Source organism: Sphingomonas sp. PvP018 (assembly GCF_017876865.1).
Classification (GTDB): domain Bacteria; phylum Pseudomonadota; class Alphaproteobacteria; order Sphingomonadales; family Sphingomonadaceae; genus Sphingomonas; species Sphingomonas aerolata.
Genome location: NZ_JAGIOU010000001.1, coordinates 2,862,087 through 2,874,849 on the forward strand (window position 1 = coordinate 2,862,087; position 12,763 = coordinate 2,874,849).

At 67.4% G+C, this 12,763-nt stretch carries 12 protein-coding genes; 10 read left to right on the top strand and 2 right to left on the bottom strand.

Features of this window, described 5'->3' with window-relative positions:
• Positions 1-9 precede the first annotated feature (9 nt).
• Positions 10-2,589 carry an ATP-dependent chaperone ClpB gene (gene clpB, locus J3A66_RS12730; RefSeq protein WP_031441837.1) on the bottom strand — a complete coding sequence of 860 codons (2,580 nt, stop codon included), beginning with the start codon at positions 2,587-2,589 and terminating at the stop codon, positions 10-12.
• A gap of 170 nt (positions 2,590-2,759) precedes the next feature.
• Here clpB and J3A66_RS12735 point away from each other — a divergent pair, with 170 nt between their 5' ends.
• Positions 2,760-3,161: a thioesterase family protein gene (locus J3A66_RS12735; RefSeq protein ID WP_031441838.1), complete on the top strand. Its 402-nt coding sequence runs from the start codon at positions 2,760-2,762 to the stop codon at positions 3,159-3,161.
• 350 nt (positions 3,162-3,511) lie between these two features.
• Here J3A66_RS12735 and J3A66_RS12740 read toward each other — a convergent pair whose 3' ends face one another.
• On the bottom strand, positions 3,512-4,906 hold the full coding sequence (locus J3A66_RS12740) for an XRE family transcriptional regulator (protein WP_209569199.1): 1,395 nt from the start codon (positions 4,904-4,906) through the stop codon (positions 3,512-3,514).
• A 101-nt stretch (positions 4,907-5,007) separates the two neighbouring features.
• Here J3A66_RS12740 and J3A66_RS12745 point away from each other — a divergent pair, with 101 nt between their 5' ends.
• The 9 genes from J3A66_RS12745 (at position 5,008) to J3A66_RS12785 (ending at position 12,726) form a co-directional block, all read left to right on the top strand.
• Positions 5,008-6,534, top strand: coding sequence for an acyl-CoA carboxylase subunit beta (locus tag J3A66_RS12745; protein WP_209569201.1), 1,527 nt, complete (start codon positions 5,008-5,010; stop codon positions 6,532-6,534).
• 59 nt (positions 6,535-6,593) lie between these two features.
• A complete protein-coding gene (locus J3A66_RS12750; RefSeq protein ID WP_209569203.1) occupies positions 6,594-6,896 on the top strand; it encodes a hypothetical protein in 303 nt (100 codons plus the stop codon).
• Positions 6,893-7,105 (top strand): hypothetical protein, encoded by a 213-nt coding sequence (locus J3A66_RS12755; protein ID WP_037530777.1) that lies wholly within the window; start codon positions 6,893-6,895, stop codon positions 7,103-7,105. Before J3A66_RS12750 ends, J3A66_RS12755 begins: the two co-directional genes overlap by 4 nt.
• Complete coding sequence (locus tag J3A66_RS12760) at positions 7,102-7,620, top strand: hypothetical protein (protein WP_209569204.1); 519 nt, start codon at positions 7,102-7,104, stop codon at positions 7,618-7,620. The genes J3A66_RS12755 and J3A66_RS12760 overlap by 4 nt, the downstream gene beginning before the upstream one ends.
• Positions 7,617-8,036: a methylmalonyl-CoA epimerase gene (mce, locus tag J3A66_RS12765; RefSeq protein WP_209569205.1), complete on the top strand. Its 420-nt coding sequence runs from the start codon at positions 7,617-7,619 to the stop codon at positions 8,034-8,036. The genes J3A66_RS12760 and mce overlap by 4 nt, the downstream gene beginning before the upstream one ends.
• 130 nt (positions 8,037-8,166) lie before the next feature.
• Positions 8,167-8,952, top strand: coding sequence for an enoyl-CoA hydratase-related protein (locus J3A66_RS12770; protein WP_209569207.1), 786 nt, complete (start codon positions 8,167-8,169; stop codon positions 8,950-8,952).
• A gap of 122 nt (positions 8,953-9,074) precedes the next feature.
• A complete protein-coding gene (scpA, locus tag J3A66_RS12775) occupies positions 9,075-11,219 on the top strand; it encodes a methylmalonyl-CoA mutase (protein ID WP_209569209.1) in 2,145 nt (714 codons plus the stop codon).
• Between the two features lie 113 nt (positions 11,220-11,332).
• Positions 11,333-12,376 (top strand): biotin synthase BioB, encoded by a 1,044-nt coding sequence (bioB, locus tag J3A66_RS12780; RefSeq protein ID WP_209570500.1) that lies wholly within the window; start codon positions 11,333-11,335, stop codon positions 12,374-12,376.
• Positions 12,367-12,726, top strand: coding sequence for a lysozyme inhibitor LprI family protein (locus tag J3A66_RS12785; RefSeq protein WP_209569211.1), 360 nt, complete (start codon positions 12,367-12,369; stop codon positions 12,724-12,726). Before bioB ends, J3A66_RS12785 begins: the two co-directional genes overlap by 10 nt.
• Positions 12,727-12,763: the final 37 nt, after the last annotated feature.

A 12,763-nucleotide genomic window follows, 5' to 3' on the forward strand; every position in this document is an offset into this window, starting at 1 on the left:
TTCGGCGGCCTAGCCGACCGCCAGCACCAGTTTCCCGTCGCCCTCGTCGATATGGACCGTCGCGCCGTCCTTGACCTCGCCGCGCAGGATCATGTCGGCGAGGGGGTCCTGGAGGTAGCGCTGGACCGCGCGTTTGAGGGGCCTTGCGCCGTAGACGGGGTCGTAGCCGACGCGGCCGAGCCAGGCGCGGGCGGCTTCGGTGAGGTCGAGCGTGATCTTGCGGTCGGCGAGCAGCTTGTCGACGCGCGACACCTGGATGTCGACGATCGGGGCCATGTGCGCCTGGCCGAGACGGTGGAACAGGATCACCTCGTCCAGGCGGTTGAGGAATTCCGGGCGGAAGTGCGACCGGACGATCTCCATCACCTGGGGTTCGACCGACGACACGTCGTCGCCCTCGGCCATGTTGGCGAGATACTGGCTGCCGAGATTGCTCGTCAGGATAATCAGCGTGTTGCTGAAATCCACCGTGCGACCCTGGCCGTCGGTCAGGCGGCCGTCGTCGAGCACCTGGAGCAGCACGTTGAACACGTCGCCATGCGCCTTCTCGACCTCGTCGAACAGGATCACCTGATAGGGACGCCGGCGGACCGCCTCGGTCAGCACGCCGCCCTCCTCATAGCCGACATAGCCGGGAGGCGCGCCGATCAGCCGCGCGACCGCGTGCTTTTCCATGAACTCGCTCATGTCGATGCGGACCATCGCCGAGGGATCGTCGAACAGGAATTCGGCGAGCGCCTTGGTCAGCTCGGTCTTGCCGACGCCGGTTGGCCCGAGGAACAGGAAGCTGCCGAGCGGCCGGTTGGGATCCTGAAGCCCCGCGCGTGCGCGCCGGACCGCGGTGGAGACGGCCTTGACCGCATGCGCCTGGCCGATGACGCGCTTGCCGATCGTCGCTTCCATTGCGAGCAGCTTGTCGCGCTCGCCCTGGAGCATCCGCTCGACCGGGATGCCGGTCCAGCGGCTGACGACGCCGGCGATGTCGTCGGCATTGACCTCTTCGCGCAGCATCGCGCCCTTGGTCGCGCCCGCCGCCTCGTCGAGCTGGCGCTGCAGCCCGGGGATCGTGCCGTAGGAGAGCTCGCCCGCGCGCGCGAGGTCGCCCGAGCGCTGTGCCTGGTCGAGTTCCAATCGTGCGGCGTCGAGCTGTTCCTTCAGTCGCGCCTCGGCGTTGATCTTGTCCTTCTCGCCCTTCCAGCGCGTCGTCAGCTCGGCGGACTGTTCCTCGAGATTGACGAGATCGCCCTCGAGCGTGTCGAGCCGGTCGATCGAGGCCTCGTCGGTCTCGCGCTTCAGCGCCTCGCGTTCGATCTTGAGCTGGATGATGCGGCGGTCGAGATTCTCGATCTCCTCGGGCTTGGATTCGACCTCCATGCGGATCCGGCTCGCGGCCTCGTCCATCAGGTCGATTGCCTTGTCGGGGAGGAAGCGGTCGGTGATGTAGCGGTTCGACAGCGTCGAGGCGGCGACGATCGCGCCGTCGGTGATGCGGACGCCGTGGTGGAGCTCGTATTTCTCCTTGAGGCCGCGCAGGATCGAGATCGTGTCCTCGACCGTGGGTTCGCCAACCATGACGGGCTGGAACCGGCGCTGGAGCGCGGGGTCCTTCTCGACATATTTGCGATATTCGTCGAGCGTGGTCGCGCCGACGCAGTGGAGCTCGCCGCGGGCGAGCGCGGGTTTGAGCAGGTTGCCCGCGTCCATCGCGCCTTCGGATTTGCCCGCGCCGATCAGCTGGTGCATCTCGTCGATGAACAGGATGACGTCGCCCTCGGCGGCCTTCACCTCGTCGAGCACGCCCTTCAGCCGCTCCTCGAACTCGCCGCGATATTTCGCGCCCGCGATCAGCGAGCCCATGTCGAGCGACATCAGGCGGCGGTCCTTGAGCGTGTCGGGGACGTCGCCGTTGGCGATGCGAAGGGCAAGGCCTTCGGCGATCGCGGTCTTGCCGACGCCGGGTTCGCCGATCAGCGCGGGGTTGTTCTTGGTGCGGCGCGCGAGGATCTGGATCGTGCGGCGGATCTCCTCGTCGCGGCCGATGACGGGGTCGAGCTTGCCGTCGCGGGCCGCCTGGGTGAGGTCGCGCGCGAATTTCTTGAGCGCGTCATAGCGGTCCTCGGCGCCCGCGGTGTCCGCGGTGCGGCCCTGGCGGACGCTGTTGATCGCGGTGTTGAGCCCCTCGGGGGTGACGCCGCCGGTCTTCAGCGCCTTGCCCGCGGCGGTGTTGAGCGAGAGCGCGAGCGCGACGAGCAGGCGTTCGACGGTGACGAAGCTGTCGCCCGCCTTGGTCGCGATCTGTTCGGCCTGGTCGAGCACGCGGACCGCGTCATTGTCGATGCCCGGCGTGGTCTGCGCGCCCGAGCCCGACACGGCGGGGATCTTGGCGAGCGCGAGATCGGTCTCGGATGTCGCGCGCTTCGCGTCGCCGCCCGCGGCCGCGATCAGCCCCGCGGCCATGCCCTGTTCGTCCTCGAGCAGCGCCTTCAGCAGATGCTCGGGCGCGATCCGCTGATGGTTCATGCGGATCGCGACGGTCTGCGCGGACTGGAGGAAGCCTTTCGCGCGGTCGGTGAATTTGTCGATGTTCATGGGCGTATCCCTGTGGTCTTTGGCCAGAGATGGTGTTGTATTTAGGCAACACAAGAGGGCGGCGTTGCATCATGCTAGGGACAAGCGGGGCGGGCCGGAATAGCGTTTATTGTCGGTGTCGAAGCAGCGTCGTCATCGCTATAAGCCCCCGCCCATGCTATATGGGTGGGGTGTCAACAGCCATTCCCCATATCTACGCCATCGGCATCGAGCCGGCCGACATCGACTTCATGGGTCACGTCAACAACGCGAACTATCTGAAGTGGGTACAGGCCGCGGTGATCGATCACTGGCAGCGTCTCGCCCCGGCCGAGGCGGTGGCGGGGCATTTGTGGGTCGCGCTGAAACACGAAATTACCTACCGCAAGCCGGCGTTTCTGGACGACGACGTGATCGCGACGGTGCTGCTCGAAAAGGTGCAGGGCGCGCGGGCGTTCTATGAGACGATTATCAAGCGCGGCGAGGATGTGCTCGCCGAGGTGAAGTCGAGCTGGTGTTGCCTGGATGCGGAGACGCTGCGGCCTTCGCGGCTGGCGAGTAACGTGGTGGAGCGGTTCTTTCCGAAGGATTGAGGGGGCTAGACCCGCCGTCATTCCCGCGGAGGCGGGAAGCCAGACTGGCTGGCCTTTGTGGGTGCCACCTTGGTTTGCCGGTCTGGATCCCCGCCTTCGCGGGGATGACGGGTTTTGGGGGTGGGGGCAGGGGGCTGCTGCCTGTCCGGGGCGCGCCTGTCCGGGGTCGCTCGATTGGGGCGAACGTTCAGCCATATACACCACCTCCCCGGCGGAGGCCGGGGTCCAGGTGGGAAGGCCCTCGTGACTCCGCCTTACCCTACGTTATTTTGGTCCCCCAACTGGGCCCCGGCCTTCGCCGGGGGGGGTGTTTGATCTGCTGGGGTAAAGTTTGTGGGTGCGTGCTGCGCTCACACCACCTCATACGGGACCGCGCCGCGGCGGTTGGGGTCGACGCGGATTTCGCTGGCGGCCGGCGGAAACGCGCGCTGGTCGCAGTCGGGGCGCAGGCAGATGCGGCAGGATGCGCCGATCGGGGTGGCGATGCCGCCGGTGCCGAGCGCGTCGGCATAGATGAATTCGGACGCGTTCGCCTCCTCGCAGCCCAGCGCCACCGCATAGCGGCGGGCGGGCCGGGTATAGGTTTCGGACGGTTTCACCAGCCCCTTGGCCATCGAGACGTAGCGGATGCCGTCGCTGGTCTCGAGCAATTGCGTGAGGATGCGGTCGGGGATCGCGACCGCCTCGTGGACGATCCACAAGGGGCAGGCGCCGCCGAAACGCGCGAACTGGAGGCGGGTGGCGGAGTGGCGCTTGGTGATGTTGCCCGCCATGTCGACGCGGCAGAAGAAGAACGGGATGCCGAGCGCGCCGGGGCGCTGCAAGGTCGAGAGCCGGTGGCAGGTCTGTTCGAAGCTGGTACCGAAGATCCGCCGCAGCCGGTCGATATCGTGGCGGACGCTGCGTGCCTCTGCGCGGAAGCGGGTATAGGGCATGACGATCGCGCCCGCGGCGTAATTGGTGAGCCCCGCGGTCAGCAGCGCACGCGCGGTCTCCGACGCCATGTCGGAGGCGGCGACGATGTCGGCGATCAGATCGGCGAACTCGCCGCGCGCGACCTGATGCGCGAGCGAGAAGAGCGTGGTCTCGCCCGGCTGCGATCCGTCGAGCCGCAAGGTCGTGCCGTCATAGTCGCGTAACGGCGCGGCGAGTGCGCCCGAGATCGTCACCGAGACGCCGCGCGCCGCGAGCCGCGCCTCGAGGGACGCGATCCGATCGCTGCCGAGCGTCTCGCCGATTTCCTCCGCGCGACGATCGAGCGTGTCGACATAATTGCCCGCGGCGTGAAACCAGTCGCGGACATCCTCCCAGGGGAGCAGCCCGGGCGCGCCTGACCCCGCCACCAGCCGGTCGTCGAGCGCGCGCAACTGTTCCTGCGCGCGGCGATAGGCGTCGTGCATCGCGACGAGCCGCTGGGCGAGCAAAGGCTGGTGCTTCACCGCGCGGCGGATCGCGCTTTCGTCGGGCGTGGGGGCGGCGACGCTGGTATCGGTGACCGCCTCGAGCGTCGCGACGAGCAGCGCGGTGTCGTCGGCGGCGTCGATGCTGCCCCAGTCGGCGGGGAATTCGCGCGCTAATGTGACGAGCACGGCTTCGCTGACCGGGCGGTCGCCATTCTCGATCTGCGAGAGATAGCTGACCGAGATGCCGATCCGGACCGCCATCGCCGCCTGGCTGATCCCGAGCGTGCCGCGAAGGTCGCGCAGCCGGTGTCCGACGAAGAGGCGGCGGGGGGGATTGGTCATGCTGCGGGTGTAGTTTGCAAACATGGGTGGCACAAGTTTGCAACATTGCATTTGCGCATTGCGTCCCGCTCTGTGAAAGCCCCCAGCAGGACGGAGAGACGATGTCATCGACGATCGAAGAGCTTGAACGACGCCGCGAAGCCGCAAGAGTGGGCGGGGGTATCAAGCGGATCGGAGCGCAGCACGCCAAGGGAAAGCTCACCGCAAGGGAGCGCCTTGACGTGCTGCTGGACGAGGGATCGTTCGAGGAGCTTGACATGTATGTCGAGCATAACTGCGTCGATTTCGGCATGCAGGACCAGGTGATCCCCGGCGACGGCGTGGTCACGGGATCGGGCACGATCAACGGCCGCCTCGTCTTCGTGTTCAGCCAGGATTTCACGGTATTCGGCGGGTCGCTCAGCGAACGCCACGCGCAGAAGATCTGCAAGGTTATGGACAGCGCGATGAAGGTCGGCGCGCCGATCATCGGGCTGAACGACAGCGGCGGCGCGCGCATCCAGGAGGGTGTCGCGAGCCTTGGCGGCTATGCCGAGGTGTTCCAGCGCAACGTGCTGGCGAGCGGCGTCGTGCCGCAGCTGTCGCTGATCATGGGGCCGTGTGCGGGCGGCGCAGTCTACAGCCCGGCGATGACCGACTTCATCTTCATGGTGAAGGATTCGAGCTACATGTTCGTGACCGGGCCCGACGTGGTCAAGACGGTGACGAACGAGGTGGTCACGCAGGAGGCGCTGGGCGGTGCGGTGACGCACACGACCAAGACGTCGGTCGCGGACAATGCGTTCGAGAACGACATCGAGGCGTTGCTCGCGGCGCGCGACTTCTTCGATTTCCTGCCCGAATCGAACCGTGCGGGCGTGCCCGAGCGCCCGACCGCGGACGCGTGGGACCGGGTCGAGGAGAGCCTCGACACGCTGATCCCGGCGTCGGCGAACCAGCCCTATGACATGCACGAGCTGATCCGGAAGGTCGTCGACGAGGGCGATTTCTTCGAGACGCAGCCGGCGCATGCGGCCAACATCGTCACCGGTTTCGGGCGGATCGAGGGGCGGACCGTCGGCTTCGTCGCGAACCAGCCGATGGTGCTCGCGGGCGTGCTCGACATCAACAGCTCGAAGAAGGCGGCGCGGTTCGTGCGCTTCTGCGACGCGTTCGAGATCCCGATCGTGACGTTCGTCGACGTCCCCGGCTTCCTGCCCGGCACCGCGCAGGAGCATAACGGGATCATCAAGCACGGCGCGAAACTGCTGTTCGCCTATGGCGAGGCGACCGTGCCGAAGATCACCGTGATCACGCGCAAGGCGTATGGCGGCGCGTATGACGTGATGGCGTCGAAGCATCTGCGCGGCGACCTGAACTATGCGTGGCCGACCGCGGAGATCGCGGTGATGGGTGCGAAGGGCGCGGTCGAGATCATCTTTCGCGGCAAGACGCCCGAGGAGATCGCGGAGCGGACCGCGGAGTACGAGGCGCGCTTCGCCAACCCGTTCGTCGCGGCGAGCAAGGGGTTCATCGACGAGGTGATCCAGCCGCATTCGACGCGGCGGCGGATCGCGCTGGGCCTGCGCAAGCTGCGCGGCAAGCAAGTCGAGAATCCGTGGAAGAAGCATGACAACATCCCGCTCTGAAGGGGCGGCTTGTTGGGTCATGCCAAGCACATTATCATGTCATGCGAAGGAGTCGTGACATGCAGACCGAACGCGTGACGTTTCTGACCACCCCCGATCACAAGGCGGCGCTCGACGCGTTTGCGGCGAGCAACGGCATGTCCGTGGGGCATGTCGTTCGCGAGGCGACGTCGCGCTATGTCGTCGAGGGCGACATGACCGAGGACGACCGCTTCAAGCTGTTGATCCACGAACTCGACGAGGCGCTCCCGGCGATGCACGCCGCGCTCGATGCGGCGATCGAGGGGCAGCAGCGTCTGCGCGCCGATATCGACGCCAGGCTGCGCGAGGCCGGGCTGTCCGACGCGGAGCGTGTCGCATGAGCATGATCGGCGACGCGATGCGGACGATCGAGTCCGTCATCCTGCTCCGCAGCAAGGTCGAGCGGTTGAACGAGGAACTTGCCGCGACCAACGGGCAGGTGCGACGCGTGGTCGACTCGGTCATCCAGATCAACGGACGCCTGATCCGCCTGGAAACGTTCGAGGAAATGCGGTCCGGGATACGACCGACCCCGAGGATCGAGCAATGATCGCGCTTCTGCTTTTCCAAGCCGCGGCTGCGACAAGCACAGCCACGCCCGCGTGGAAGCTCGCCGACCGGACCAATGCGGCGGGGGTGCGGAGCATTTCCACCTCGGTCACGGGTAATGACGGTCTGTCGCGGTTCGTCGTGAAGTGCGACGTCGGCACCGAGTCGATCGTGTCTATCCAGTTCATCCAGCCGCAGTCGCTCGGGCAGGGCGCGGACAAGCCGGTCGCGGTGCGCTTCGATGGCGGGCCGGCCTTCACCTATAACTGGCAGTTTCCGGGGACGGGGACGTACATCACCGATCCCGTGGCGATCACGCGGCTGACGACGTTCCTGGTGAAATCGAAGACGGTGCGCGTCGAGGCGACCAACGGCGCAGGCTTTGCGGTGCAGGCCAATTTCGTCGCGCCGGCGAGCGATGCGATGGTGCGGCAGGTGCTGGGGGTGTGCGGCTACACGCTGGGCGTCGTGCCACCGCCGCCGCCTGCGCCGCCCGCGGCCGAGGATGCGCAATGAGTCTGGGCCGCCTCAACCATGTCGGGGTCGCGACGCCGTCGATCGCGAAGTCGGTCGAGACGTACCGGTCGTTGCTCGGCGCGACGGTGATCGGGGAGCCGTTCGACCTGCCTGCGCAGGGCGTGAAGGTGTGCTTCATCGATGCGCCCAACACGCAGATCGAGCTGATCGAACCTTATGACGAGAGCTCGCCGATCGCGGGGTTTTTGCGCAAGAACCCGGCGGGGGGGCAGCATCATGTGTGTTTCGAGGTGCCCGACATCGCGGCGGCGGTCGCGGACTTGAAGGCGAAGGGCGCGACGGTGCTCGGCGAACCGCGGATCGGCGCGCATGGCACGCCGATCGTGTTCGTCCACCCGAAGGACTTTGGCGGGATGCTCGTCGAACTGATGGAGACGCCGGGGGAGGATCATTGACCCCGCATCCTTTGTCCGTTGGTGCTGGGCGTGGTCGGAGTGCGTGGGACTCAGGCCCTTCGACTTCGCTCAGGGCGAACGGAAGGGGTGGGGCTAGCCGACTGGGGCGTAATCGATGGGGGAGACTGGCATGACCGCGTACGAGCATATCCTGAGCGAGCGGCGTGGCGACGTGCTGGTGCTGACGCTCAACCGGCCCGACCGGCTGAATGCGGCGCCGCCGGCGATGTTCGAGGAGCTGCGTGTGGCGCTCGGCGATCTGGACGGTGCGCGGGCGGTGCTGATCGCGGGTGCGGGGCGGGCGTTCTGTTCGGGCGCGGATGTCGGTGGCGGGGCGCTGGGGTCGGACGATCCGGGTGCGGCGACCTATCAGGCGCTGACCGGCAGCTATAATCCGGCGATGGCGGCGATCGCCGAGCTGGGCGTGCCGGTGGTAAGCGCAGTGCGCGGGCCGGCGGCGGGGATCGGGTGCAGCCTCGCGCTTGCCGCGGATTTCTGTGTCGCCAGCGAGAGCGCGTATTTCCTCCAGGCGTTCGTCAATATCGGGCTGGTGCCCGATGGCGGCGCGTCGTGGATGCTGCCGCGGCTGATCGGCCGCGCGCGGGCGACCGAGATGATGATGCTGGGCGAGCGGATGCCCGCGGCGAAGGCGCTCGACTGGGGGATGGTGCACAAGGTCGTCGCGGACGACGCGCTCGACGCCGAGGCGTTCGCGCTGGCGGAGCGGCTGGCGGCGATGCCGACGGTGGCATTGGGGCTGATGCGGCGCGCGATCACCGCGGCCTATGCAAGCGATTATGCGGGCGCGATGGAGGCCGAGGCGGTCAACCAGCGGGCGGCGCGCGGGTCTGCGGATTCGATGGAGGGCGGGATCGCGTTCCTGACGAAGCGCAAGCCGGTGTTCACGGGGACGTGACGACACGCGCTTCTCGTTCCCCGGCGGAGGCCGGGGCCCAGGCTCGATGCGCAGCATCGAACGCGCTGCCGCGCGCGATTTATTTTAGGGCTGGGCCCCGGCCTTCGCCGGGGAACTAGAGTATGACTGATAAACCGAATCCGACGCTTGCCGAGTGGGAGGCCGCTGCCGCGAAAGAGGTGAAGGGTGCCGACCTGACATGGGCTACGCCCGAGGGGATCGACGTCAAGCCGCTCTATACCGCGGCGGACGTGACCGCCGACCCCGGCCTCCCCGGGTTCGCGCCGTTCACGCGTGGGGTGCGGGCGTCGATGTATGCGGGGCGGCCGTGGACGATCCGGCAATATGCGGGGTTCTCGACCGCGGAGGCGTCGAACGCGTTCTACCGGCGCAATCTTGCTGCGGGCCAGAAGGGCCTCTCGGTCGCGTTCGATCTGGCGACGCATCGTGGCTATGACAGCGACCATCCGCGCGTGACGGGCGACGTCGGCAAGGCCGGCGTCGCGATCGACAGCGTCGAGGACATGAAGATCCTGTTCGACGGCATCCCGCTCGACAAGATGTCGGTCAGCATGACGATGAACGGCGCGGTGATCCCGATCCTCGCCTTCTTCATCGTCGCGGGCGAGGAGCAGGGCGTGCCGCGGCACCTGCTCGACGGGACCATCCAGAACGACATCCTCAAGGAGTTCATGGTCCGCAACACCTATATCTACCCGCCCGAGCCGAGCATGCGGATCATCTCGGACATCTTCGGCTACACCAGCCGCGAGATGCCCAAGTTCAACAGCATCTCGATCAGCGGCTATCACATGCAGGAGGCGGGGGCGACGCAGCTCCACGAGCTCGCCTTCACGATCGCCGACGGCATGGAATATGTGAAATACGGCGTCGCGAGCGGGCTCGACATCGACAAGTTCGCCGGGCGGCTGTCGTTCTTCTTCGCGATCGGCATGAACTTCTTCATGGAGATCGCCAAGCTGCGCGCCGCGCGCGTGCTGTGGCACCGCGCGATGACGCAGCTGGGCGCGCAGGACGAGCGGTCGAAGATGCTGCGTACGCATTGCCAGACGTCGGGCGTGTCGCTGACCGAGCAGGACCCGTACAACAACGTCATGCGCACGACGATCGAGGCGATGGCGGCGATGCTGGGGGGGACGCAGTCGCTCCACACCAACGCGCTCGACGAGGCGATCGCGCTGCCGACCGACTTTTCCGCGCGGATCGCGCGCAACACGCAGATCGTGCTGCAGGAAGAGACGGGGATGACCAAGGTCGTCGATCCGCTCGGCGGCAGTTACTATGTCGAGAGCCTGACGCAGAGCCTGGTCGACGGCGCGTGGACGCTGATCGAGCGGATCCAGGCCGAGGGCGGGATGGCCAAGGCGGTCGCGGCGGGCTGGCCCAAGGCGATGATCGAGGAAGCCGCGGCGGGACGCCAGGCGCGCGTCGATCGCGGCGAGGACGTGATCGTCGGGGTGAACAAGTACAGACTCGCCGAGCAGGACGCGATCGAGATCCTCGACGTCGACAATGTCGCGGTGCGCGCAGGCCAGGTCGAGCGGATCGCGCGGGTGAAGGCGACGCGGGACGAGGAGGCGTGCCGGGCGGCGCTCGATGCACTGCGCGAGGGGGCGAAGGGGTCGGAGAACCTGCTGGCGCTCGCGGTCGAGTGCGCGCGGGCGCGGGCGACGCTGGGCGAGATTTCGTCGGCGATGGAGGACGTGTTCGGGCGCTACGGCACGCAGCCGACGCCGGTGTCGGGCGTCTATGGCGGCGCGTATGAGGATGATGCGCGCTGGACGCGGCTGACCGACGGGGTCGAAGCGACTGAGCGGCGGCTGGGACGCAAGCCCCGCATGCTCGTCGCCAAAATGGGGCAGGACGGGCATGACCGCGGCGCCAATCTCGTCTCGTCGATGTTCGGCGATCTGGGGTTCGAGATCGTGCCGGGGGCGCTGTTCCAGACCCCGGCGGAGGTCGCCGCGCTGGCGCTGGCCAAGGACGTCGACGTGGTCGGCGCGTCGAGCCTGGCGGCGGGGCACAAGACGCTGATCCCCGAGCTGATCGGCCACCTGCGCGAGGCGGGACGCGCGGATATCAAGGTGATCGCGGGTGGCGTTATTCCCGCACAGGACTATCAGGCGCTGCGTGATGCCGGGGTCCAGGCGATCTTCGGACCCGGCACCAACCTGATCCAGGCCGCCGAGGACGTGTTGAAGCTCCTCGGCCATAATATGGGCCCGCAAGAGGAAGCCGCAGAATGACCGATACGATGATCCGCACGAGCCCCTCCGGTGACGGCTATGGCGCGCCTGCGAGCCCCTCCCCTTCAGGGGAGGGGTTGGGGTGGGGTTCCGCCGCGAACGCGACGTCGGATATGCGGACGGGCCCCACCCCCAGCCCCTCCCCTGAAGGGGAGGGGGGCACGGTGCGGACCGACTGGACGCGCGCGGAGATCGCGGCGTTGTTCGACCTGCCGTTCGACGACCTCATGTACCGGGCGCAGACCGTGCACCGGGCGCATCATGCGGTGAGCGAGGTGCAGCTGTGCACATTGCTGTCGATCAAGACCGGCGGGTGCCCCGAGGATTGCGGCTATTGTTCGCAGTCGGCGAGCGCGGACACGCAGCTGAAGGCGGAAAAGCTGATGGACGTCGATGCGGTGCTCGCCGACGCCGCGCACGCCAAGGCGGCGGGCTCGCAGCGGTTCTGCATGGGCGCGGCGTGGCGCAACCCTAAAGCCCGCGACATGCCGAAGGTCGTGGCGATGGTCGAGGGCGTCCGCGCGATGGGGCTGGAGACGTGCATGACGCTCGGCATGCTCGACGCGGATCAGGCCAAGCAGCTCGCCGATGCGGGGCTCGATTACTACAACCACAATATCGACACCTCGCCGGAGAATTACGGCAACGTCATCACCACGCGGACCTTCGAGGACCGGCTGGAGACGCTGGCGAACGTGCGCGATGCGGGCATCTCGGTGTGCTGCGGCGGGATCGTCGGGATGGGCGAGACGCGCAGCGATCGCGTCGGCTTCGTCCATGCGCTCGCCACGCTGCCGCGGCATCCCGAGAGCGTGCCGGTCAATGCGCTGGTGCCGGTCAAGGGGACGGTGCTCGGCAACATGCTCGCCGACACGCCGCTCGCGAAGATCGACGATATCGAGTTCGTGCGGACCGTCGCGGTGGCGCGGATCACGATGCCGCTGAGCATGGTGCGGCTGTCGGCGGGACGCGAGAGCATGTCCGAGGCGACCCAGGCGCTGTGCTTCATGGCGGGGGCGAATTCGATCTTCACCGGCGACACGCTGCTGACGACGGGCAATGCCGGCGACAGCGCGGATGCGGCGTTGCTTGCCAAGCTCGGCATGACGCCGATGGTCGGGCCGGAGCCGATGCGCGAGGCCAAGACATGCTGCTGATCGCGTTGCTGATCGCCGCCGCGCCGATGCAGTCGCAAGCGCAGATGACCCGGTCCGCGGGCAGCAGCTATGCGCAGGCGGATGCGGCGATGACCGCGCAGTGGAAGCGGACCTACGCCTATATGAAGCGGCGCGATGCGCAGGACACGTCGCGTGGCGGTGGCTTTGGGTTTGCGGGATCGCTGCTCGAGAGCCAGCGCGCGTGGCTGAAGTTCCGCGACACGCAGTGCGTGATCGAGGGCGGGCAATATGCCGGCGGATCGGCGCAGGCGATGACGATCGCCGGCTGTCGCACCGGCCTGACCAAGGCACGGACCGCGCAGCTCAAATCGATGATCTGGTACCAGTAAATACACGTCCGCACCCGGCGCCAAGCCGGGGAGACGG

What these genes read in the sequence shown, in the direction of transcription:
- J3A66_RS12740 (WP_209569199.1), bottom strand. Translation starts at nt 4,906, where the DNA reads ATGACCAATCCCCCCCGCCGCCTCTTCGTCGGACACCGGCTGCGCGAC.
- J3A66_RS12785 (WP_209569211.1), top strand. Translation starts at nt 12,367, where the DNA reads ATGCTGCTGATCGCGTTGCTGATCGCCGCCGCGCCGATGCAGTCGCAA.
- clpB (WP_031441837.1), bottom strand. Translation starts at nt 2,589, where the DNA reads ATGAACATCGACAAATTCACCGACCGCGCGAAAGGCTTCCTCCAGTCC.
- J3A66_RS12745 (WP_209569201.1), top strand. Translation starts at nt 5,008, where the DNA reads ATGTCATCGACGATCGAAGAGCTTGAACGACGCCGCGAAGCCGCAAGA.
- bioB (WP_209570500.1), top strand. Translation starts at nt 11,333, where the DNA reads ATGCGGACGGGCCCCACCCCCAGCCCCTCCCCTGAAGGGGAGGGGGGC.
- J3A66_RS12760 (WP_209569204.1), top strand. Translation starts at nt 7,102, where the DNA reads ATGATCGCGCTTCTGCTTTTCCAAGCCGCGGCTGCGACAAGCACAGCC.
- J3A66_RS12770 (WP_209569207.1), top strand. Translation starts at nt 8,167, where the DNA reads ATGACCGCGTACGAGCATATCCTGAGCGAGCGGCGTGGCGACGTGCTG.
- J3A66_RS12750 (WP_209569203.1), top strand. Translation starts at nt 6,594, where the DNA reads ATGCAGACCGAACGCGTGACGTTTCTGACCACCCCCGATCACAAGGCG.
- scpA (WP_209569209.1), top strand. Translation starts at nt 9,075, where the DNA reads ATGACTGATAAACCGAATCCGACGCTTGCCGAGTGGGAGGCCGCTGCC.
- J3A66_RS12755 (WP_037530777.1), top strand. Translation starts at nt 6,893, where the DNA reads ATGAGCATGATCGGCGACGCGATGCGGACGATCGAGTCCGTCATCCTG.
- mce (WP_209569205.1), top strand. Translation starts at nt 7,617, where the DNA reads ATGAGTCTGGGCCGCCTCAACCATGTCGGGGTCGCGACGCCGTCGATC.